Below are 21,786 nucleotides of genomic sequence, written 5' to 3' on the forward strand. Positions count from 1 at the left end.
TCTGTATTTATGGCTAAAATATTAGTAATAGACGATAACCTCGATATCTGTAATTTGCTTAAGCGGTTTCTTTCCAAAAAAGGTCATGAGGTGGAGACTACAATGAGCGGTTCAAATGGGATAGAATTGGTTAAAAAAAATAAATTTGACCTCATTCTTTGTGATTTTAAACTAAGGGATATTGAAGGCCCTGAAATACTCCAAGAAGTCAAAAAAATTTCTCCCCAAACAAAACTGGCTATCATCACAGGATACTCGGATGTGAGGATAGCAGTAGAGGTTATGAAAAAAGGCGCATTTGACTATGTAGTCAAACCACTCATTCCGGATGAAATTCTGAGTTTGATCGATAGGGCTATGAAGGCTCCTTCACCCACTCAAAATGTAGAAGAAAAAGCACCTATAAAAAAAGACAAACAACCCGAAAGTCCTTATCAGGATGAGGAAGAATATATTTGGGGAAAAGGACCTGCTTCCAAAAATCTCCTCAAGGAGGTGACTTTGGTTGCACCAACCAATTTCTCTGTGATTATTTATGGAGAGAGTGGTGCTGGGAAGGAAAATATTGCAAGGACAATACATAATTTAAGTCAAAGAAAAGACAAACCATTTATTGCCATTGACTGTGGCGCTTTGACAAGAGATCTTGCAGGCAGTGAGCTTTGGGGACACGAGAAGGGAGCATTTACAGGAGCTATGGCTGCCAAAGAAGGTCAGTTTGAATTGGCCGATGGCGGTACTATTTTTTTGGATGAGATAGGTAACCTTTCCTATGATATCCAAGTAGGTTTGCTCAGGCTGGTGCAGGAAAAAAAATTGAGGAGGATAGGGGGCGTAAAAGACAAAAGTATTGATGTAAGAATATTGGTTGCCTCCAATGAAAACCTTAAGGATGCTGTGAGTAAAGGCAAATTCAGAGAAGATCTTTTTTACAGGTTTAATGAATTTATAATTAGCGTCCCACCTCTTAGAAAAAGGGGAAAGGATATTTTGCTCTTTGCTGAACATTTTTTAAAGTCAGCCAATAAGGAATTGAACAAAAGCGTTGAAAGGTTTTCTGATGAAGTTGCAGAACTGTTTACACAATATGAATGGCCAGGTAACTTGAGGGAAATGAGAAACATTATCAGAAGATCGCTACTTCTTTCTGATGGTGATGAAGTCAATATTTCAGCTATTCCCCACGAAATAGTGCATGCACATAAGTTTTCTTTCAAAGAAGATGCAGAATCACATTCAGGAGTAGCATTCAAGTCCACTAAAACCAAAGATAATGAGGAGCCTGTGGACTTAAAGCTTATAGCTGCTCAAGCTGAAGCCGAAGCCATCAAAAAAGCACTGTTGGAAAATCAATACAATAAAACAAAAGCTGCCAAGCAATTGGGCATAGATAGAAAGACACTTTTCAATAAAATCAAACTTCACAATATAGTTTGATGAAATGATTCAAAAACAAAAAGTCCGTGACAGCGATCTGCCACGGACTTTTTTTATAAAAGAACAACCATCTTTAAGAAAGTGATTGGTTTTCCTTTGATGCCAATTCAAGGATTTTATCAAATTCCTCCGGCGTCAGGTCTTGGAAGAAATATTGAACAGGATTGACAAACTTGTTGTCTTTGATTACTTCATAATGTACGTGTGGGGCAGTAGAAGAACCTGTGTTTCCTACAGTTCCGATTTGATCTCCTCTTTTTACTTTCTGTCCCTTTCTCACCATGAAATCATTCATGTGCGCGTAACGAGTCACAAATCCAAAACCATGATCGATTTCAATATGCTTTCCATATCCTCCAAAAACTGTGGTAACACTTTTTACAATGCCATCTCCTGTGGCATAGATAGGAGTTCCTTTTGGAGCTGCAAAATCTACTCCGCTATGCATTTTTCTTACCTTAAGGATAGGATGTAATCTCATTCCATAACCCGAAGCGAGAAGGTTTAAGTTTTCATTCAATACAGGCTGTATAGCTGGTATAGAAGACCAATACTCTTCTTTTCTCAATGCAAGTTCTGTTACTTCATCGTAGCTAACAGACTGTACATACATCTGTCTTTTTAGTGCATCTATTTTAGAATTCAGCGAAATGATCAGTTTTTCCTGATTCAGTCCCTTCTCCCGGATCTCTTTGTATTTGTCGGTCCCGCCTACACCAGCCATTCTGATTTCAGGCGCAATGGGTTCTGATTCAAATATTATCCTATAAAGGTTATCATCTCGAGACTGTAAATCAGCCAACATTTCATTCATTTTCCCGACCTCTTCTTCCATGAGGCTGTAGTACAACTTCAACTCTTTATTCTCCCTTTTGAGCATAAGCTCCTTAGGGCTATCAAAATAAAGGTTGAAAACGATGATAAACACAATGGCCAATACAGATGCCAAAGACAAAAAGCCCAGACTGTTGAGAAGTGTGTCCCACTTGCTTCTCTGGTATCTTTCGTATTTACAGGTTTTAGGGTCGTAGTAATATTTTATTCTACTCATTACAATTTGCAGGCTAATTCTTATAATTTTGTAGCCCTTAAGGGCTTGGGGGGTTAAGCTTCGAAGTCCGCAAAGATAATTAATAATCAATAGAATCCGAACATACTCAAAAGCTTACATGGAAGCCAAACAAATCAGAAGTACTTTTATTGAGTTTTTCAAATCCAAGCAACATCAATTCGTCCCTTCTTCCCCAATTGTTGTCAAAAACGATCCCACGCTGATGTTTACCAATGCAGGTATGAATCAGTTTAAGGATTTCTTTTTAGGCAACGAGCAGGCAAAGGCTTCACGAGTGGCCAACAGTCAGAAGTGCTTAAGAGTTTCAGGTAAACACAATGATTTAGAGGAAGTTGGTGTTGATACCTACCATCACACCATGTTTGAAATGCTTGGAAATTGGTCCTTTGGTGACTATTTCAAAAAGGAAGCTATAGAATGGGCATGGGAACTTTTGACTGAAGTATATGACCTGCCTAAGCAAAGACTATACGTTTCAGTTTTTGGTGGGGATGATGGAGATGGCCTAGGTAAGGACATTGAAGCTTTTGACATTTGGAAAAATATTGTGCCTGAAGACAGGATACTTTTTGGAAATAAAAAAGATAATTTTTGGGAAATGGGAGATACAGGCCCTTGTGGTCCTTGTTCTGAAATCCACATTGACCTCAGGCCGGATGAGGAAAGAAAAATGCTTGATGGCTATGGGCTAGTCAATAATGACCATCCTCAGGTTATAGAAATATGGAACCTTGTATTTATGCAGTTCAACAGACTTTCTGACGGATCATTGAAGGATTTGCCAGCCAAACATGTGGATACTGGGATGGGTTTTGAAAGGCTAGTAAGGGCTATTCAAAATAAGTCATCCAATTATGATACAGATATTTTTATGCCTTTCATCAATGTACTTGAAGAGAAATCGGGTATTTCTTATGGCAAAGATGAAAAAATAGATATTGCCATGAGGGTAGTGGTAGATCACATCAGGGCGATTGCGTTTACAATTGCTGATGGGCAGCTTCCGTCTAATAATAAGGCAGGTTATGTAATTCGAAGAATTCTGAGAAGGGCTGTGAGGTATGGATATACTTTCTTAGGGTTTCAAAAACCATTTCTTTTTGAATTGATGCCCTTATTAGCGGATAATTTTGGAGGAATATTTCCTGAATTGTCAGCACAGCAAGATTTTATTGCCAAAGTAATCATGGAAGAGGAAGCTTCTTTTCTAAGGACTTTGGATAATGGGCTCAAAAAACTTGAACAAATCAAAGAGGAATTAGCAAACGCAAATTCTTCTGTCATTCCAGGTAAAACGGCTTTCGAGTTGTATGATACCTATGGTTTTCCCCTGGACCTTACTTCTTTGATCGCAAGAGAAAATGGACTTTCAGTAGACGAAAAAGGTTTTGTAACTGAAATGGAAATCCAAAAAAACAGGTCTCGAGCTGCAGCTGAACAAGAAACAGGTGATTGGGTCTTGGTAAAGAGTGATGAGGCTGTTGAGTTTGTTGGTTATGATCATTTATCGGCTTCAAGTTCTATTATAAAATACAGGTCTATAAAAGATAAAAAGGGTGACCGTTTCCAAGTTGTTTTAGACAAGACACCGTTTTATGCAGAAAGTGGCGGACAGGTAGGAGATCAAGGTTCTTTGAAATCTGATAGTGAAACCATTAAAGTCTTGGATACCAAAAAAGAAAATGACCTTATTGTCCATTTCGTAGACAGGATTCCTTCTGATCCAAGTGAAGTATTTCTTGCAGAAGTGAATGTTTTCAAAAGAAAGGCGTCCATGAATAACCATTCCGCCACGCATTTATTACATGCGGCTCTAAAAAAGGTTCTTGGGGAGCATGTTCAACAAAAAGGCTCTTTGGTCAATGAAAACTTGTTGAGGTTTGATTTTTCGCATTTTGCGAAAATGACTGAGGATGAAATTGCACAGGTAGAACTGATAGTGAATGCCAAGATCAGAGAAAACATTCATTTAAATGAACAGCGAAATGTTCCGATCGAAGATGCCAAAGCACAAGGAGCTACAGCGTTGTTTGGTGAAAAATATGGTGATTTTGTACGCGTGATTACTTTTGATAAAGATTTTTCAGTGGAATTGTGTGGGGGGACTCATGTAAAAGCCACGGGGGAAATAGGTCTTTTGAAAATCGTTTCTGAAGGTTCGATTTCTGCAGGTGTGAGAAGAATTGAGGCGATAACAGCAAGTTCAGCTGAACAATATGTCAATGATCAAATTAAGCTCATCTCAGAAATTCAGGAGTTGTTGAAAAGTCCCAAAGACCTCAAAAAGTCAGTTGAATCTTTGTTGGTAGAGAGAAATGAACTCAAGAAAGAAATCGAAAATCTCCATGCAAGGCAAGCTGTAGCCATTAAGCAAGAATTAATCAAAGTAGTGAAAGAAGTGAATGGCTATAATTTTATAGCGGCAGAAGTAGCATTACCAAATGCAGATGCTTTGAAAAAACTGGCTTTCGAATTGAAAAATGAAGTGGCAAACGTAGTGGTAGTTTTGGCAGCAGATATAGTGGGCAAGCCCCAAATCGCAGTAATCATAGAAGAATCGCTTGTGAAAGAAAAGGGATTCAATGCCGGAAATGCTGTAAGGGAATTGGCCAAACAAATTCAAGGTGGGGGAGGTGGTCAACCTTTCTTCGCAACGGCAGGGGGAAAAAACCTATCAGGCTTAGCAAATGTTATCACAAAGGCGGAGGAATTGTTTGGGTCTTAAAGCCTTTTAAGTAAATCAATTTGGTTTTAGTGGATTTTGCATCCATTTTTGACTTATGTTTTCAACTATTTTAGAATACAAATATGCTTTCAGCAGAAATTAAAGATAAATACGAATTAGTAGTAGGGCTTGAAGTCCACGCTCAATTGATCACAAAAAGCAAAATGTATGCGACCGATTCTACGGAATATGGAAGCTTACCGAATACCCAGGTGTCGGTATTGACGCTAGGCCATCCAGGTACTTTGCCTAAAGTCAACAGAAAGGCTGTGGAATTTGCCATTAAAATGGGTTTAGCTTGCAATTCAGAAATTACGAGAAAAAACATTTTTGCAAGAAAAAATTACTTTTACCCTGATCTGCCCAAAGGGTATCAGATCACGCAGGACAAAGGGCCTATCTGTGTAGGTGGTGAAGTGCCAGTCACACTTGCTGATGGTGTCAAAAAATCAATAGCCCTCACAAGAATACATATGGAAGAGGATGCAGGAAAATCCATGCACCTTGCCGGAGAGGTAGATACCTTGGTGGATTTTAATAGAGCCGGAGTTCCTCTAATTGAAATTGTTTCTGAACCAGACATGAGGTCTTCCGAAGAAGCTTACGCCTTTCTGGTAGAGGTGAAAAAACTCGTCAGATACCTCGATATCTGTGATGGTAATATGGAAGAAGGCTCACTGAGATGTGATGCTAATATTTCAATAAGGCTGAAAGGAGCTGAAGAACTTGGCAAAAAAGTTGAGGTCAAAAACATGAACTCTTTTAGAAACGTATCTAGAGCCATCGAACATGAGTTTGAAAGACAGATAGATTTGATGGAAAAAGGAGTGGAGATCATATCTGAAACCAGAACCTTTGATGCAACTACGGGCACTACAGCAAGTATGCGTACCAAAGAAGATTTGAATGATTACAGGTATTTTCCTGAGCCTGACCTTAGCCCTGTGGTAGTCTCAGAGGAATGGTTGGAAAGTATCAAAATAGCCATGCCTTCATTGCCAAGGGAGTTGCACCACAAGTTTGTCCATGAATTTGGATTACCAGAGTACGATGCAGGTGTCTTGACGGATAGTAAGGAAATTGCTTTGTTTTTTGAAACATTGTGTACCCATACCAACAACTATAAAGCAGCTTCCAACTTGATGATGGGGCCTGTGAAATCGTATTTAAATGAATTGACGCTGCATATTGAGGATTTTCCAATAAGTCCTGAAAAGCTAGCCTCCTTGATAGCCTTGATAGATGATGGTAAAGTGAGTTTCTCGGTAGCCTCTCAAAAAGTGTATCCGGAGATGCTTCAAAACAAGGATAAAACTCCTTTAGAAATCGCCCAACAGCTCAACTTGATCCAAGAAAGTGACGAGGGAAGTTTGAAACCTATTGTTGATAGCGTTTTGGCCGAAAATGAAGCCAAAGTCGCTGAATATAAATCAGGGAAAAAAGGTCTTATGGGAATGTTTATGGGACAAGTAATGAAAAAGTCCCAAGGAAAGGCAGATCCTAAAGTAGCTACTAAATTATTGTCGGAAATATTAGATAATTGATTTTTATGAAGAAGATTAAAAATTTTATGATGCTTTTGCTTGGCATATCATTTCTCTTGGCTTGTGGGGAAAGTGATACAAGAGAGTTTGATGGAACTGTTAAAATATCAGGTAAGCTCGAAAATGTACCTCAAGGCCAATTAGTGTTATCATACATCAATGAAGATACACCAGAACAAGTAGCAGAAATACCTGTCAACAACACAGGAAAATTTGAATATGAGCTCAAATTAGAGGGACCAGGTTTTTATTTGCTCAACCTTATGGGCAGTAAAGAGGTGAAATTGGCACTTTATGATCAAGATGCCCAGATTACCTACAATTTTGCAGATGATACAAGTCTTGAGATAAGTGGTTCAGAAGATTCCCAGTATGTACAGCAAATCAATGATTTGATGGCAGAATATCAAGGTACTATCAATTACCTTAATGGTGTGTACATGGAAGCGATGAAAGCCAGAGATCAGGAAAAAGTTAAGCAGATTCAGCAAGATGCCATGGAATTGGAGCAAAATCATGCAGAGAAGGTAAAAGAACTTGTAAGAGGAATGAATGGTAGTTTTGCAGCTTTACAGTCATTTGCTATGATCAACCCAAAATCAGATTTTGAGTTTCTTGATGAGACGGTTTCAAAAATGGCCGAAAAATATCCGAATTTCCAACAAGTTCAAACACTTTCAAATCAATTGGAAGAGATGAGAGTCTTAGCAGTCGGGCAGCCGGCTCCTGAAATTTCACTGCCCAACCCTGATGGAGATGTGGTCAACTTGTCTGATTTAAAAGGAAAGTATGTTTTGATTGACTTCTGGGCTGCTTGGTGTAGACCATGTAGAGAAGAAAATCCAAATGTTGTAAGGCTTTACAACGAATACAAAGATCAAGGCTTTGAAGTTTTTGGAGTTTCCTTGGATAGAACTAAAGAAGCATGGGTAAAAGCTATAGCAGATGACAACCTTACTTGGACTCACGTGTCCGATCTTCAATATTTCAATTCAGAGGCAGCTTCGATCTATCAAATTAATGCAATACCAGCAACGTATATGCTTGATCCTGAAGGTAAAATTATAGCAAAGGACCTTAGAGGACAGTCTTTGGAAAATAAATTAAAAGAGATATTTAATTAATAAAATGCTGCTCAAAAAGCAGTATTGACCCGAATTTCATCAAGACTTTCTCAAATGAAAAAATAAATTTAATTTCCTTGAATTTCCATTGTGAAAATAACAGGAATTTTCATTTACATTTGCGCCGTTGGTCGAGGAAAAAAAACGAAATAGCTTATTGTAAGTTAAAGAAATTAAAAATCCTTAATTGATCCAGTAAAACAGATTCTATGGAATGCTTTTTGCTTTTTGTGGAATCGATCAGCAAAAACAATAAAACAACAAGATCAAAAAATGAAAAAAAGAACAATCAAATCACCCCTGAGCAAGTTGTTGACATTAGCCTTGTTCTGCATGTTAGCAATGGGAGCTTGTAAAAGCAAAAAGAAAGTTGTAGCCGCGCCAGAACCTGCACCGGTTGAAGAGCCAGCTCCAGCGCCTGCACCGGAACAGCCACAACCTTCTGCGGAAGAGGTAGCTGTTGGTAAATTGGAAAACTATTTTAACAGCGTTTCTAATTCATCTAACGTAGATGCGGCAAACAGAACAATTTCAGAAGCAATGGGAATGTTTTCGAACCAAGAAACTCCGGTTTTGATTGTCATTCATGAAGAGAATGGAATTAAGGATTATGATGAACCAACAACCATCGCCAAATACCTTAATTATTTGAAAGACACTAAGAAAAATTTAAATTTCATCTCTGACATCAGACTTGACAACAACGGTAGGGTCTCTGAGCTTGAACTTCGTAGAAAAAAATAATTCTGAAATAAAAATCACCATGAAAAAATATATCCAGTTATTCCTGTTGTTGTTTTTTGCAACTACAGTTGTATCCGTAGCCCAGTCAGACAACATCAGTCCAGCAAGAAAGCAAGCGATTGATTCTTTAGCTTTGGAAAAAGTAAAAGATTTGTCAAAATACATTTCTATCATTGGAAGTAAAGAAACTCAGTTTTCTGAAGCAAACAGAGTAATGGACAGAGCTGAAGAGCTTTTTGCTCCTGATGCTGAAATGGGTGTTTCTTCGTTGAGCAGAAGAGAAATCGCTTACTACAAAGTAAGAAGATACTTCGAAAGATTGATGGCGCTTAACTATGATAGAGTAAACATTACTTGGTATGATATCCACTACATTTCAGATCTTGAAAGACAGCCTGATGGAAAATATGTAGGTGTTGTTACTGTGTATCAAAGATTTGAAGGTACTTCTTTAGAAAGTGGCTTGAACTACAGAGATACCACCAAAAAAGATATCACCATTTATGTAGAGAAAAAACAAACTCAGATCGCAGGTAGAACTATTGAGTTCTGGGATGTGATGCTTGGTGATATTAGAGTGACCGAAACCTCAGCATGAGAAAATTAATCCTACTAGTTTTAGTAACAATATTATCCTTAGAGTTGGCACCGGGGCAAGGCTTATACAGCCCCGGCCAACCAAAGGATGACGGAAGGTTTGCAGCTTCCACCAAACAAGTAAATCAATTTTTTAGGCGTTTTAACGCTGAAGAATCTGTCGAAGGGGATAAGCGCTATTACGAAGGTGACCCATTATACAGAGACCGAGAACTGAGAGGGAAATTCATTAGCATTCTGTTTGATAATGAGACATCTTCGGTAGACTCTGAGACCAAAAAACAGTTTCTAAATGAAATCCTCTCTGAAAATTATCCTCAGTATATACATTTCCATAGGGAAGACTGGTTTGCAGAAGTAAGTGCTATTTTCACCTACAAGGGTAAGAGAGAAGACGTAACTTTATTTTTGAAAATACAACCTGAAGGTTTAGGCTATGAATGGGTAATTGACAAAGTGGTATTTGAGCCATTTAAAGATATTTTCAAAAAGCCTGAAGGTGATTCCAAGGGGTTTTTACATCCATTAAGCCACGAACTAGGTTTTATGAACCTTAGGAAGGCTTTTCAAGACTCTGATACCCCTGAAGCTTATACTCCAAAAGAATACTCTCCTGACTATTTAACGCTTTTTTTATACGAAATGAAAAAAGGTAGCATCAAATTTGAAACAATCAATGATGTGAAGTTTCATTTCTTCCAGATTAATAACTGGTATTTTGAATTGAATCAATTCAACAGACCAGGGTTCAATACAGGTTGGCTAATCGGTAATTTGGTTAGATTGAAACCTGGCGACAAAGAATCTATACTCAGATACATCTATGACCAGAAATAGTCCTCTGTTCCTGTTTTTAATAATTTTTCTTGGCAGTTCTACCTTTGCACTGAGCCAAGATATTGCCGGCTACAACAAATCGGAGATCAAAGATCTTGGCCAGAAAGTTGAAGATCAGGTTAAATTCTTAGAATATTTTCTAAATACTGTTGGTAGTAAAGATACACCTGCGCGAGATAAAGATGTAGTCATTAGAGAAAGCTACATGAAAATTTTTCGTGACAGTAAAGTACAGGTAGAGGACGACTTATTGTTGGATAGAAAAGTTATTACCAATAAAGACATCACTGCTTATCTTAAGGATATTGAGTTTTTTTTCAAGGATGCAAGTTTCAAATTTAAAATTAGAGAGGTAAAGCCATTCGAAAGAGATAATGGTGAGCTGTCATTTTTAGTTTCAATGGACAGAACCATTGATGCGATAGGACTCAACAAAGAAAAAATATCGAATACAAAGCAAAGGTTTATTGAAGTAAATGTTGACCAAAAAACCAATGAACTCAAAATAGCGAGCATGTATACCACCAAGCTTAGCCGTGATGAGGAACTGGAAGAATGGTGGGGAACACTATCATTTACTTGGGAGTATTATTTCAGATCTAAAATCGGTTTGAGTGAAGAGGACTCGATTACATTGGATCACTTGTACAAAATCAGCTCGATTGACAGCATCAATATGTCAGGAAACCAATATGTGATTGATTTAGAACCTATTCATGCATTAAGGGACCTCAAATACATAGATATTAGCAATACTAGAATTACAGAGCTTAATCCAATCAGTAATGTTACATTTTTATCTTACCTAAATATAGCCAATACAGCTACGGAAGATATTCAGTTTATCAAATATTCAGATAAGCTAACTGTATTGGATATCTCAGGTACGCAGATTCAAGATCTTAGTGAACTAGGGAACCTTAAGCAGCTTCACACACTTAGGGCAGTCAAAACTCCAATTATGAGTTTTGGTGTTTTAAATTCCTTTGAAGCATTGAGGTATTTGGATTTAAGTGAAAGTGGATTCAATAACGTTGAAAATATCAATGAATTGATAGACCTGAAATACTTGGATATCAGCGGTAACTACCTGATTAATTTTGAAATGTTAAGTCAATTGGAGAACCTTGAGGAATTGAACCTTAAAGAAACCAACATAGCTGACCTTAGCCCGCTGACTAATTTGAAGAAATTGAAAGTCATCAATATCAACCAAACTGAAGTGTCTGATATCACACCTTTAAATGATAATCCTGCTCTTCAAAGGGTTTATGCAGATAGGACTAGAATATCTGAAAACAGTGCTGATATTTTCTCAAGAAGAAACAGAAGGGTACTTCTGATGCATCATGTCGAAAACCTTCAAATCTGGTGGGAATCCTTATCGGAGGCATGGAAGGCTGTTCTTCGTGAAATCAATCCTGAATTACATAGTGAAACGCCAACTGTGGAGAATTTGACCTTCACTGTGGGAATGGACTCCTTAGATCTTTCAGGTTCTGATATTAAAACTCTAGGTCCTGTATTGAAATTCAGGAAGATCAACCATCTCAACTTTGACAATACAGGCGTTCAAGATTTGACACCTTTGGCTGATATCAAAACACTCAACAGTATTTCAGGGAAAAACACACAAATAAAGACACTTGAACCTCTTTCTAATTTAAGTGATTTACAATACCTGAACTTCGAAAATACAGATGTAAATTCTCTTGTTGCTATTCACAGTTTGGATAAACTTGAATATTTGAATCTAGACGGAACAGCTATAGAAGAACAAGAAATTCCAGATGTTCTTGAAAAGAAACCTGATTTACATTTAATCTACAGGACTTCCATTTTAACTGATTGGTGGGGAAATTTGGAAGATCGTTGGAAGTCAGTACTTCAGTCTTACTTTAAGGCTTCTGAGGAGCCTGATACTGAGACTTTGCATGTTTGGACCTCTAGTCCTACCTTTTCGATAGAACGTGAGTCAATATCAACCCTTAGGCCAATTTTGATATTTATCAATTTGCGAGAGCTCAATATCTTCAATGTACCATTGACTGATTTCTCGCCTTTATCCGAATTGCCTCTTTTGACAAACCTATCAGTTACACAATCTCCGCTTACGGACCTATCGGTTTTGAGACCTCTTGAAAAATTGAAAGTACTTGACCTCAGCAGCACAGGTGTTGATGACTTGAGACCAATATCAAATTTACAAGGAATAGAAGAATTGATCCTTTCCGGCACCAATATCAAAGTGCTTAGAGGACTCGAAAGCTTTGAGAATTTACGGGTTTTGGATATTGGAAATACCAATGTGCGTTCACTGAAGCAGGTACAAAACTTGGGAAGTCTTGAGAAATTAACTTGTTTCAACACAAGAATTAATAGAAGAACCGTTGATAATTTTAGGAGACAAAATCCTGATTGTGATGTGCTCTATTATTAGAAGCTAGAGATTTGAAGTTAGAAACGGGAGAAGCCAAAGATTTTGTTTTTTTGGAACCTCGAAGTCACCAAGAAAAAGCAATAAGTATTTTTGTTTAAAAATTCCCTAGATATATAGGAATGAATAAAAATATTGATTCTTCGATAAATTAAGTTTTCGGACTTCTGTTGGTATGAAAGAAAGCTTTGAGATAGGAGCAACTTTAAAATATAGAAGCTAATCTAGGTGTCTCAGTATCAAAGCAAGGAGTGGAACTGATTCCTTTGTAATCTGCATTCTTCTATTTTTTGAATACCTGTTCAAGACTCATTCTTAGTATTTCTCCCATATTATTGCATTTCAGGAATTGTTCGTTGCTATAATGTTTGGCAAGATCTTTTTTAAGGCTATCTATGTTTTCAGGAACAGAAATGATATCCCTCTCCATACTTTCCAGTATATCTTCGATTTCGGTAGGGGAACTTTTTAATCTATTGGCAATCAGAGCCCGTTCCTCTCTTTGGTATTGCAACATAGATTCTGGAGTAATATGTGTTATTCCCAGTTGAATAAGCGCATTATTTTGTTTGAAATACTGAGGTAGGTAAATAGACTTTTTACCTTCATATGACTGTTGGTCAAAATCTATAGCACGGATCCGGTAATGCGTTTCCTCAAAATCAGGTGTCACATCAATGACAAAATTAGATGAATGCATGTCACCTAAAAGCCTCACAAAACACCTTTCGTTGAATTTCACAAATTCCTTTGCCAATCGAATAGGATTTAGTAGAGGGTCATTGATTTGATTCCGCATAAACTGTTCCCCTGGTATTCCGGCAATATGTTCTTCTATCAAGGTATTTTCATGTACCAGGTAGCTGATCCTATTGGGAGACAACAAATGCTCCAACTCTAAGCCATAAACGCGGGAGGCATCAGCATTTTTAACATAGAAATAATCAAAGTTATCATTGATTCTATTGACTATCCTGACCCTGAAGGGTTGGGTATTTCCATACGTACAAATATCTATTCTGTCGATATAAAGGTGCTTCATGACCGACATATCACCTTCAGCCTTCAATAAGGCATAGATATTTTTTACGTTATAGTGTATTTCCTCTCTGTCTGATTCCGAAAAGAAAACCGACTCCCAAAGGGTGTCATTTCCTTTGAAATCATACAACGGAATAGAGCTGCTATACCGGACCAAGTCACTGTAGTGGATTGGAAAACCGACTTCACGGCTATATTTACGCAGAAACTTTCTCAGTTCTGTGCTGATAGGATAAATTATCTTTTTCTTGCTTATCAGTGCCATCTTAAAAAAATTATGATGCTGCCAAATTCTTTTCTTTTTTGGTTAGATAACGGTCAAAAATAAATGGACCAAAAGGTAAAACAGAAGCGATCAATGCAAATAACGTTTTTGTGAAGTCCCAACCTACTTTTCTAGCCGTTGGGAAAACCATATAGATGTAAATGACAAATAAGACCCCGTGGGCCCAGCCTACATAAGTTACAGCTAATGGCATATCCAACATATATTTTAAGGGCATTGCGATAAACAACAACAATAAAAAAGAGATACCCTCAATGATACTTATAACCTTAAATCTTTTTAGCCATTTGGCCTTTTCCGCTTCTTTACTCATGTTATTTGGATGTAATGTTGAATAAGACCTGTAGTTCTGCCCATAAGGCCTTTTTTAGGGAGACTTCCTGTGCAATCAGCTTGAGATCATCTGCAAACAAATACTCAGTATCCTCCTCATGTTGGATCTTATAATTTTTCTTTTTTAACCCCATAAGATCATGATGAATATTCCCGAAAACAATGATCTTATTGGGATTCATTTCTTGAAGGTAGTCATGGTTGACCAGGTTGAGACTCATATCACTGCAAAGGGCAATATCTTTGAGAGAACAATTTACGGCATTTAGGATCTTTAAAAGTAAATCCTGAAACTCTTTTTCAAGTTCTTTTCCTTCAAAAATCACTAAAATTCCTTTCTCAAATCCACCCTCATACTCAAGTACCGGAGCCTCTTCTTCGTCGAGGGCTAGAGATTCGGTTTCTAATTCAACTTCATTTTGAGGTGATTTGCTAAGAATCTGTGATTTTTCTTCAGGCAACAAGTAAATATCCTGGTCCAAAAACATGCCCAAATGGTATAAACTCTGATTTTCCATGCGACTAAATTCAATAAAAATTAATGGCTTTCCAAGAGCATTTGGGCCTTTCAAAAATTAAAATATATGTATATCCGCTTTCATACCAGTAGAATCTAAATAATTGAATTAACCTGTGGTTTCGAACCAATATCGATAAATATCCAATATCTATTAGTATCCCTTTGCTCAAAAACCCTCGTTTAATTGATTAGTGTTAGGATTGCGGATAATCATATTAAAATATCAGGCAATCACTACTTGTAATAATTGCCCGATATATTTTATTTCTTTTTTTCAGGCTTCTCGTCCAAATTAAATATGGATTTCAATTCTACCGCATCTTTAGGATCCATTCTCTTGGCAAGTACAAGTCTCAATTGTCTTCTTCTCAAGGCTCCCTCAAACAATTCCACTTCCTCAGGGGTGTTTGGTACTACCTCAGGTACTTCTATTGGTCTCCCATTTTGATCTACAGCTACAAATGTAAAAAATGCTCTGTGTGTTTGTATTTTTTTATTAGCAGGGATGTCTTCCGCCCAAACTTCAATAAAAACCTCCATGGAGGAGTTGAATGCCCGTGTAACCTGAGCTTGAAGAGTAACAACATTGCCAAGGGCAATTGGATGTTTGAAGGATATGCTGTCAGCTGCAGCTGTGACTACGATCCTGTTGGAGTGTTTTTGCGCAGCAATAGCTGCTACAATATCCATCCAATGCATCAGTTTACCCCCCATTAAGTTGTGAAGCGTATTGGTGTCGTTAGGTAAAACCATTTCGGTCATTACTACCTGAGATTGGCTGGCTGATTTTTTCTTAGTCATGAAAATTATATTTTCTGTAAAATTACAAAATAAATTCCTCTTATGTCAATTAAATAATGACTGTTTCAGTATAAAATTCTGTTATCTCCATCCCTCTGCACCCAGCAAAGGGACAAATGCAAAATTGTCATACTCTTCTTTGATAATCTTAGTTGCTGTTTTTTTGGTCAACCGTAACATTTTCTGGGTATTTCTGTCTCCTACAGGAATGACCAAAATTCCTCCAACTTTCAGCTGTTTCAAAAGTGAATTGGGTACTATAGGAGCTCCAGCCGTGACAAGAATTTTATCAAATGGTGCTTGTGTTGGTAAGCCTTGAGAACCATCTCCAAAATAAAAATGAAGATCTATTCCCAGTTTGGAAAGGAATTTTTTTGTGCGGTCAAAAAGTTTCTTTTGGTATTCGATGGTGTGAACTTCTGCCCCTAACAAGTGTAAAATTGATCCCTGATATCCTGATCCGGTTCCTATTTCCAATACCTTATCACCTGGTTTTATATTCAATAATTCTGTTTGGAAAGCAACCGTGTAAGGTTGAGAGATAGTTTGTCCCTCACCGATAGGAAATGCCTTATCTTCATAAGCATGGGAATCCAAGGCGGTATCAAAAAAGAAATGCCTGGGTAGGGTATTGATGGCATGCAATACAGTTTCATCTTTGATTCCTTTCTTTTTGATTATTTTGACTAATTCTTTTCGCTGACCTTTGTGTCGGTAGCTATCTTCTAATTTCAACATGTTGGGTTGGGAGCTTTAGAAACTTTCTATACAAATGCTAAGTTAAGGGATAAATTGGCTTATTTTGAGTCATAATCTAAAGAGAAATCTTTCGCATTGAATTATTGGAAATTAGAAATGGAAATATGTTTACAGGGATAATAGAGACTTTAGGTACTGTTGAAAGTATTGAAAAAGATGGTACAAACGTGCATTTTGATATCAGTTCTTCATTGACAAATGATTTGAAAATCGATCAATCGGTGGCGCATAATGGTGTATGCCTTACAGTAGTTGCTGTTGATGATGATGTCTACAGGGTTACGGCAATTGATGAGACCCTTCAAAAGACAAATCTTAAAAATTGGGATGTGGGAAAGAAAATAAATATTGAAAGGTGCATGCCAGCAAGTGGAAGATTTGATGGCCATATTGTTCAAGGTCATGTAGATCAGACGGGTAGGGTAGAGAGTATCAGCAATCAAGATGGATCTTGGCTTTTTGATTTTTCCTTTGACCCGTCCAAGGGGAATGTGACTGTGGAGAAAGGCTCAATTACTATCAATGGAACCAGTCTGACTTGTTTCAACTCAAAAAACGGAAAGTTCACTGTCGCCATTATTCCCTATACTTATGAAAATACTAATTTTCATGAATTACAGGTTGGAGATGAAGTCAATCTGGAATTTGATATCGTAGGGAAATATATTCAAAGGATCATCCGAGGCTACGAGAATTAAGCCATTCTATAAATTTCCGCTTTTTTGGAAGAGCATGACATAATCAAGTTTTAACGATTGTTTTAGGACCAGGATCTATCAATATCGAATGTCAATTGATATCGGATTAAAGATATATTTGGTACTATTTGGACTTTGGTGGAATCTAGGATACATGTCATGTTTTTTTATTTTTTGCTTTTGGCTTTCATTATTTTGTTTCAAATTTGTGTCATTATGAAGGCATAATCTTTTTTTCTGTCAATTTATCCCGAAGACTTCGGTGTATAGGTACAATTTTCTTGTTCCCTTAATCCTTCATTTATGACAATCCAATCATTTTTCTTTCATTTCAAAAAGGCTGTAAAAGGATTTGATATCGATTTTACCAAAATCAGCATCAAAAAGGCCATATTTTACCTATCCATTCCTATGATCTTGGAAATGGTCATGGAATCCTTATTCGCCGTAGTTGATATATTCTTTGTAGGCAAACTTGGGGTCTATGCAGTGGCCACAGTGGGACTGACTGAGTCTGTTTTGACTATAATTTATTCGATAGCCATTGGTCTGAGTATGGCAGCAACAGCCATAGTTGCCAGAAGGATAGGAGAGAAGAAACCTAAGGAAGCCTCCAAAGCTGCATTTCAAGCAATAATGGTATGTTCTTTATTTGCCGTGGCGGTAGCTGTTATTGGGGTATTGCAGGCAAAAAATCTACTCGCTCTTATGGGGGGTGAGGAAGAGGTGATTGAATCCGGGTACCGATACACGCAGGTGATTTTTGGAGGTAATGTATGTGTGATGTTATTGTTTTTGATCAATGGGATTTTTAGAGGGGCTGGTAATGCAGCCATTGCAATGAAAGCCCTTTGGATAGCTAACGGCTTTAATATTGTGCTTGATCCTTTGCTGATATTTGGCTTGGGGCCCATTCCAGCTATGGGTTTGGAGGGGGCCGCATGGGCTACTACTACAGGGAGAGGAATAGGAGTGCTATTTCAATTGTATGTCCTGTTCAAAGGTACATCGCTGATTAAATTTTATTGGGAAAGCCTTAAAATGAACTGGAAAACCATATGGACTATCCTGAAAGTTGCCTCAGGTGGTATGGGACAGTTCCTGATTGAATCAGCATCATGGATTTTTTTGATGAGGATTATTTCTGAATCAGGTTCAGCGGCTTTGGCTGGCTATACAATTGCAATCAGACTTATAATTTTTGCTCTCTTGCCTGCTTTTGGTTTGGCAAATGCCTCTGCTACTTTGGTAGGTCAAAACCTTGGAGCTTTGCAGCCTGGTAGGGCAGAAAAATCGGCTTGGTTCAGTGCCCACTTGACAGCAATTTTTCTTGGATTATGTGCTATCGTTTTCATTGGTGGAGCAGGTTTTTTTATTCAGATTTTCAACCAAGAACAGTCTGTGATCGAAGTGGGCAGAAATGGCTTAGTCATCATTTGTCTAGGCTATGTCTTTTTTGGATATGGAATGGTCATGAGCCAATCACTTAATGGGGCAGGCGATACCCGTACGCCTACAATTATAAACTTGGCCGTTCTCTGGGGATTTCAGATCCCATTTGCCTACTTCCTGGCAAAAGTTCTACTGATGGGAGCCACTGGAGTTTTCGTGGCAATAGCGGTCAGTCATTCCCTACATGCTGTGGTCAGCACCCTTGTTTTTAACAGAGGTAGGTGGAAGCTGGTGCAGGTTTAAATATTAATGAGACTTTCTAAAAAAATAGTTTTTACCAAATTCTTGACGCCACAAAGGCTCAAAGACACCTAAATTCACAAAATTCTTAGCGTCTTTGAGCCTTTTATGACCAATCAAAATTAAGGCTGAGCCTATGATTAAGAATTCCAATCCGCCCACCCACCGGAATAGTTGAGGATATTGTCAAATCCATTAGCAGTCAAAACAGAATAAGCGATAGCCGCACGAGCTCCACTTTGGCAATGGATAATTACTTCCTTTTGCTTGGAAATTTTATCTAAGTTTTCTTTAATCTTGCCTACAAATATATTGTCAGCACCCTCTATATGGCCTTTTTTGAATTCCGATTTGCCTCTGACGTCGACAATTTGAACCTCGGAATTTTCCATTTTATTTTTGACAGTTTTTTTGTCAATTACTTCGTAGCTACTGAGTTCATTTTTTTCAAATTGTATCAATTGAGCTGGAGTGATATAACCTTTTATGTTATCCAGACCAATCCTCATCAGTTTTCGAGTCAATTCTTCTGTTTCTGATGCATCAGCGATCAGCACGAATGATTCTTCATAATTGAGATACCAACCCATCCATGTTGAAAAAGAGTTGTTGTTGGATATGTTTAAAGATCCTTTTAGGAAACCATCTGAATACTGTTTCCAAGGTCTAGTGTCAATTATTTTCAAACCTTCATTTTTGACATCTATAAAATCAGCTTCTGAAAGGTTTTTTAAGGTTGGAACTTCAGTCAATAAAGGGCGGTCAACCTTGTTTAACTTCTTCATCATTGCAAAATAACGAGGAGGTTCGGGTTGATCTGCCAGCAATTCGTTTGTAAATGCTGTCCGATCATGAAGTAGCTGTAATGCCCAATTTCTGATTTTTTCATACCCAATAGTAGACATCGGAACAGCACCTAAGGATTTGCCACAAGCGGATCCAGCACCATGACCAGGCCAAATTTGGATGTATTCGGACATTTTATTGAAATCTTGCAATGAGTCAAAAAGCTGATGGGCACCTTTTTCCTGAGTACCTTTCATACCAGCCGCTTGTTCTAGTAAGTCAGGTCGTCCCACATCTCCGACAAAAACAAAATCTCCTGTAAATAACATAACCGGTTCATCAGTAGCAGGCTTATCTGTTAAGAGAAAACTCAAATGCTCTGGCGTGTGGCCGGGCGTATGAAGTGCCTCAAATGTGACATTGCCCAATTTGATGATATCACCATGCTTGACTTTGGTATGGTCAAATTCATATTTCCAGTCTTTATCTCCTTCATCGGATAGATATAGCTCAGCACCTGTCAATGCAGCAAGCTCTCTTGATCCAGAAAGAAAGTCCGCATGAATGTGAGTTTCTAACACATGGGTGATTTTCATGTTGTTTTCCTCGGCAATTTTGAGATAAGTGTCAACATCTCTTTTGGGATCAATCACGGCTGCAATTCCACCCGCCTGACATCCTATTACATAGCTCGCCTGAGCCAAACTTTTATCATATACTAATTCAAAAAACATAGTTTTTGGTTTTAATTTCAATCGATTCTTTCGAATTCAAAGGTAGATGATTAGTATAAGAGATTAAGTGATATTTATTACCTTAGCTATGGTCATCCATTAATGAGTAGTGTAAGAAAATGAATTTTCAATCTGTAGAACTTCCACTTAATTGAGTTTGTGATGTTTGTCTTATTTTTTACAAAACCCAAGTAAAAAGGAAATTAAAATTTCAGACTCAAGCCCACTATAGGTTGACTTGGTGTGAGGTTGAATCCCATCGCACTAGGGCCTACTGGCATGCGCTGGTTGATGAAGTAATTTTCAGGATTGATATTAACAGAAAAATCCAATCCACTTTTTTCGTTTATTCTCTCTCCGAGCGTCTTGCTCATATTTTCATTCTTGAACTTTTGGAAGAGGATCTGTTGGGTAATCAAGGCCAAAGCCGACGGTACACCAATGATGGCTGTAGCTGATTCGGATTCAGCTATTGCCATAATTCCCAATCCTAACAATGCTGCCCCAGCCGTGGAATAGCCAATAGTACTTCCTTGTTTTTTGGTCAAATATACACCTCTGGCTGATCTATGACCCACAATCGTCCCTAATACTGAACCTGCTGCTGGAATCAAAATTACAGCTGATGAATTTCCATCAGAAAGTGCCTCAGATGCTATTGCAAATCCTAATCCCGTTCCAATTAAACTTAAAATTGTTGTGTTTTCGGCATCCCCAAGCGTATAGGGGTACTTCAATGATTGTTGATTCCCGACGACCAATCCTAAAATTCCTCCACCAAGAATTCCGGCTCCATAGGCATTGGTGTTTTCCACTCGTAAGGCTCCCAAAGTAGATGCTCCAAGCCAAGAACCAAGTAATCCATAATGCCTCAGTGTTTCAACATGACCTTCTGAATAATTCTCTCTTTTTTGTTTCTGAAATGCCCATTCCCCTAATGCAATACTACTCAAGGCACCGAGACCTGCGGCAGCCCTTCCACTAGACTCTGATTCTCCGGCAATCAAAATACCCAATGAACCTCCATACACCCATCCTAACAGTCTGCCGGTATTTCCTGCTCTTACGACTGATCTGGTGATGTCATCAAATTTTTTGGGATTAATTACAGGGCCTAAGGCCCACAGACCACCCATGACAAGAGGTATACCTATGGCTCCAACATTGTCAACCTCAAAAACAGCTACTGTAGCTAGACCATAACTGAAACCATATGCAATACTCACAAATCTATCTCTACCTCTCCACTCAAATTCTGAAGCCTCAGAGGCAGGCGCTTTGATATTACTAAGTTCCCTGTCCCATTGCTCCCGCATTTGGTAATACTTGTTTTTTTCCTCTTCGGATAAGCGATCAAAATACCTATTGAGGTAAACCTCATAGTCATTCATGTATTCCAACTCTTCAGCTGTTAATTCCTCGCCATAGGATTCTTTGGTTTTGATTTCCTTATAAGTGAGCTTATTGCTCTCCTCCCAATATCCCCTTGCAGAATATAGGCTTTGGGCCATGGACGTTTGAAAAATAAAGAAAGCTCCGATGAGTAGGATTGAGATTCTGAAGAAAGTTTTCATAGTGTGGTCAATAGCGGCATTGATTATTGATTTAATTCTGAAACG

Annotated in this window: 18 protein-coding genes; 10 read left to right on the forward strand and 8 right to left on the reverse strand. The window is 38.0% G+C overall.

Annotated elements, in window-relative coordinates:
- The first annotated feature begins 9 nt into the window (after positions 1–9).
- Positions 10–1,437 (forward strand): sigma-54-dependent transcriptional regulator, encoded by a 1,428-nt coding sequence (locus CLW00_RS13375; protein ID WP_106134185.1) that lies wholly within the window; start codon positions 10–12, stop codon positions 1,435–1,437.
- A 73-nt stretch (positions 1,438–1,510) separates the two neighbouring features.
- Here the strand turns inward: CLW00_RS13375 and CLW00_RS13380 are convergent, their stop codons facing one another.
- The gene (locus tag CLW00_RS13380; protein WP_106134186.1) at positions 1,511–2,488 is read right to left on the reverse strand and encodes a M23 family metallopeptidase; all 978 of its coding nucleotides are present in this window, start codon (positions 2,486–2,488) and stop codon (positions 1,511–1,513) included.
- A 118-nt stretch (positions 2,489–2,606) separates the two neighbouring features.
- On the opposite strand from CLW00_RS13380, the gene alaS reads away from it, so the two are divergent.
- The 7 genes from alaS (at position 2,607) to CLW00_RS13415 (ending at position 12,520) form a co-directional block, all read left to right on the forward strand.
- Complete coding sequence (gene alaS / locus CLW00_RS13385; RefSeq protein WP_106134187.1) at positions 2,607–5,234, forward strand: alanine--tRNA ligase; 2,628 nt, start codon at positions 2,607–2,609, stop codon at positions 5,232–5,234.
- A gap of 83 nt (positions 5,235–5,317) precedes the next feature.
- Complete coding sequence (gene gatB / locus CLW00_RS13390; protein WP_106134188.1) at positions 5,318–6,778, forward strand: Asp-tRNA(Asn)/Glu-tRNA(Gln) amidotransferase subunit GatB; 1,461 nt, start codon at positions 5,318–5,320, stop codon at positions 6,776–6,778.
- A 5-nt stretch (positions 6,779–6,783) separates the two neighbouring features.
- Positions 6,784–7,902, forward strand: coding sequence for a redoxin domain-containing protein (locus tag CLW00_RS13395; RefSeq protein WP_106134189.1), 1,119 nt, complete (start codon positions 6,784–6,786; stop codon positions 7,900–7,902).
- 273 nt (positions 7,903–8,175) lie between these two features.
- A complete protein-coding gene (locus tag CLW00_RS13400; RefSeq protein ID WP_106134252.1) occupies positions 8,176–8,646 on the forward strand; it encodes a nucleoid-structuring protein H-NS in 471 nt (156 codons plus the stop codon).
- 19 nt (positions 8,647–8,665) lie between these two features.
- Positions 8,666–9,244 (forward strand): hypothetical protein, encoded by a 579-nt coding sequence (locus CLW00_RS13405; protein ID WP_106134253.1) that lies wholly within the window; start codon positions 8,666–8,668, stop codon positions 9,242–9,244.
- Positions 9,241–10,080: a hypothetical protein gene (locus tag CLW00_RS13410; RefSeq protein WP_106134190.1), complete on the forward strand. Its 840-nt coding sequence runs from the start codon at positions 9,241–9,243 to the stop codon at positions 10,078–10,080. Before CLW00_RS13405 ends, CLW00_RS13410 begins: the two co-directional genes overlap by 4 nt.
- Positions 10,067–12,520 carry a leucine-rich repeat domain-containing protein gene (locus CLW00_RS13415; protein ID WP_106134191.1) on the forward strand — a complete coding sequence of 818 codons (2,454 nt, stop codon included), beginning with the start codon at positions 10,067–10,069 and terminating at the stop codon, positions 12,518–12,520. The genes CLW00_RS13410 and CLW00_RS13415 overlap by 14 nt, the downstream gene beginning before the upstream one ends.
- Positions 12,521–12,800: 280 nt before the next feature.
- Here CLW00_RS13415 and CLW00_RS13420 read toward each other — a convergent pair whose 3' ends face one another.
- The 5 genes from CLW00_RS13420 to CLW00_RS13440 form a co-directional block, all read right to left on the reverse strand.
- Positions 12,801–13,823: a hypothetical protein gene (locus tag CLW00_RS13420; protein WP_106134192.1), complete on the reverse strand. Its 1,023-nt coding sequence runs from the start codon at positions 13,821–13,823 to the stop codon at positions 12,801–12,803.
- A gap of 10 nt (positions 13,824–13,833) precedes the next feature.
- Positions 13,834–14,157 (reverse strand): DUF3817 domain-containing protein, encoded by a 324-nt coding sequence (locus CLW00_RS13425; RefSeq protein WP_106134193.1) that lies wholly within the window; start codon positions 14,155–14,157, stop codon positions 13,834–13,836.
- Between the two features lies 1 nt (position 14,158).
- The gene (locus tag CLW00_RS13430) at positions 14,159–14,695 is read right to left on the reverse strand and encodes a hypothetical protein (protein WP_106134194.1); all 537 of its coding nucleotides are present in this window, start codon (positions 14,693–14,695) and stop codon (positions 14,159–14,161) included.
- A gap of 263 nt (positions 14,696–14,958) precedes the next feature.
- On the reverse strand, positions 14,959–15,498 hold the full coding sequence (locus CLW00_RS13435; RefSeq protein WP_106134195.1) for an acyl-CoA thioesterase: 540 nt from the start codon (positions 15,496–15,498) through the stop codon (positions 14,959–14,961).
- An 81-nt stretch (positions 15,499–15,579) separates the two neighbouring features.
- Positions 15,580–16,236, reverse strand: coding sequence for a protein-L-isoaspartate(D-aspartate) O-methyltransferase (locus CLW00_RS13440; RefSeq protein WP_106134196.1), 657 nt, complete (start codon positions 16,234–16,236; stop codon positions 15,580–15,582).
- Between the two features lie 125 nt (positions 16,237–16,361).
- On the opposite strand from CLW00_RS13440, the gene CLW00_RS13445 reads away from it, so the two are divergent.
- Both CLW00_RS13445 and CLW00_RS13450 read left to right on the forward strand, forming a co-directional pair.
- Positions 16,362–16,955 carry a riboflavin synthase gene (locus CLW00_RS13445; protein WP_106134197.1) on the forward strand — a complete coding sequence of 198 codons (594 nt, stop codon included), beginning with the start codon at positions 16,362–16,364 and terminating at the stop codon, positions 16,953–16,955.
- Positions 16,956–17,258: 303 nt separating this feature from the next.
- Entirely contained in the window at positions 17,259–18,650 is a 1,392-nt protein-coding gene (locus CLW00_RS13450) for an MATE family efflux transporter (protein ID WP_106134198.1), read from the forward strand.
- A gap of 137 nt (positions 18,651–18,787) precedes the next feature.
- On the opposite strand, the gene CLW00_RS13455 is transcribed toward CLW00_RS13450, so the two are convergent.
- Both CLW00_RS13455 and CLW00_RS13460 read right to left on the reverse strand, forming a co-directional pair.
- Positions 18,788–20,167: an MBL fold metallo-hydrolase gene (locus tag CLW00_RS13455; RefSeq protein ID WP_106134199.1), complete on the reverse strand. Its 1,380-nt coding sequence runs from the start codon at positions 20,165–20,167 to the stop codon at positions 18,788–18,790.
- Between the two features lie 203 nt (positions 20,168–20,370).
- Complete coding sequence (locus tag CLW00_RS13460; protein WP_211300196.1) at positions 20,371–21,678, reverse strand: hypothetical protein; 1,308 nt, start codon at positions 21,676–21,678, stop codon at positions 20,371–20,373.
- Between the last annotated feature and the right edge of the window lie 108 nt (positions 21,679–21,786).

Source organism: Mongoliibacter ruber (genome assembly GCF_003003005.1).
Taxonomy (GTDB): Bacteria; Bacteroidota; Bacteroidia; order Cytophagales; family Cyclobacteriaceae; genus Mongoliibacter; species Mongoliibacter ruber.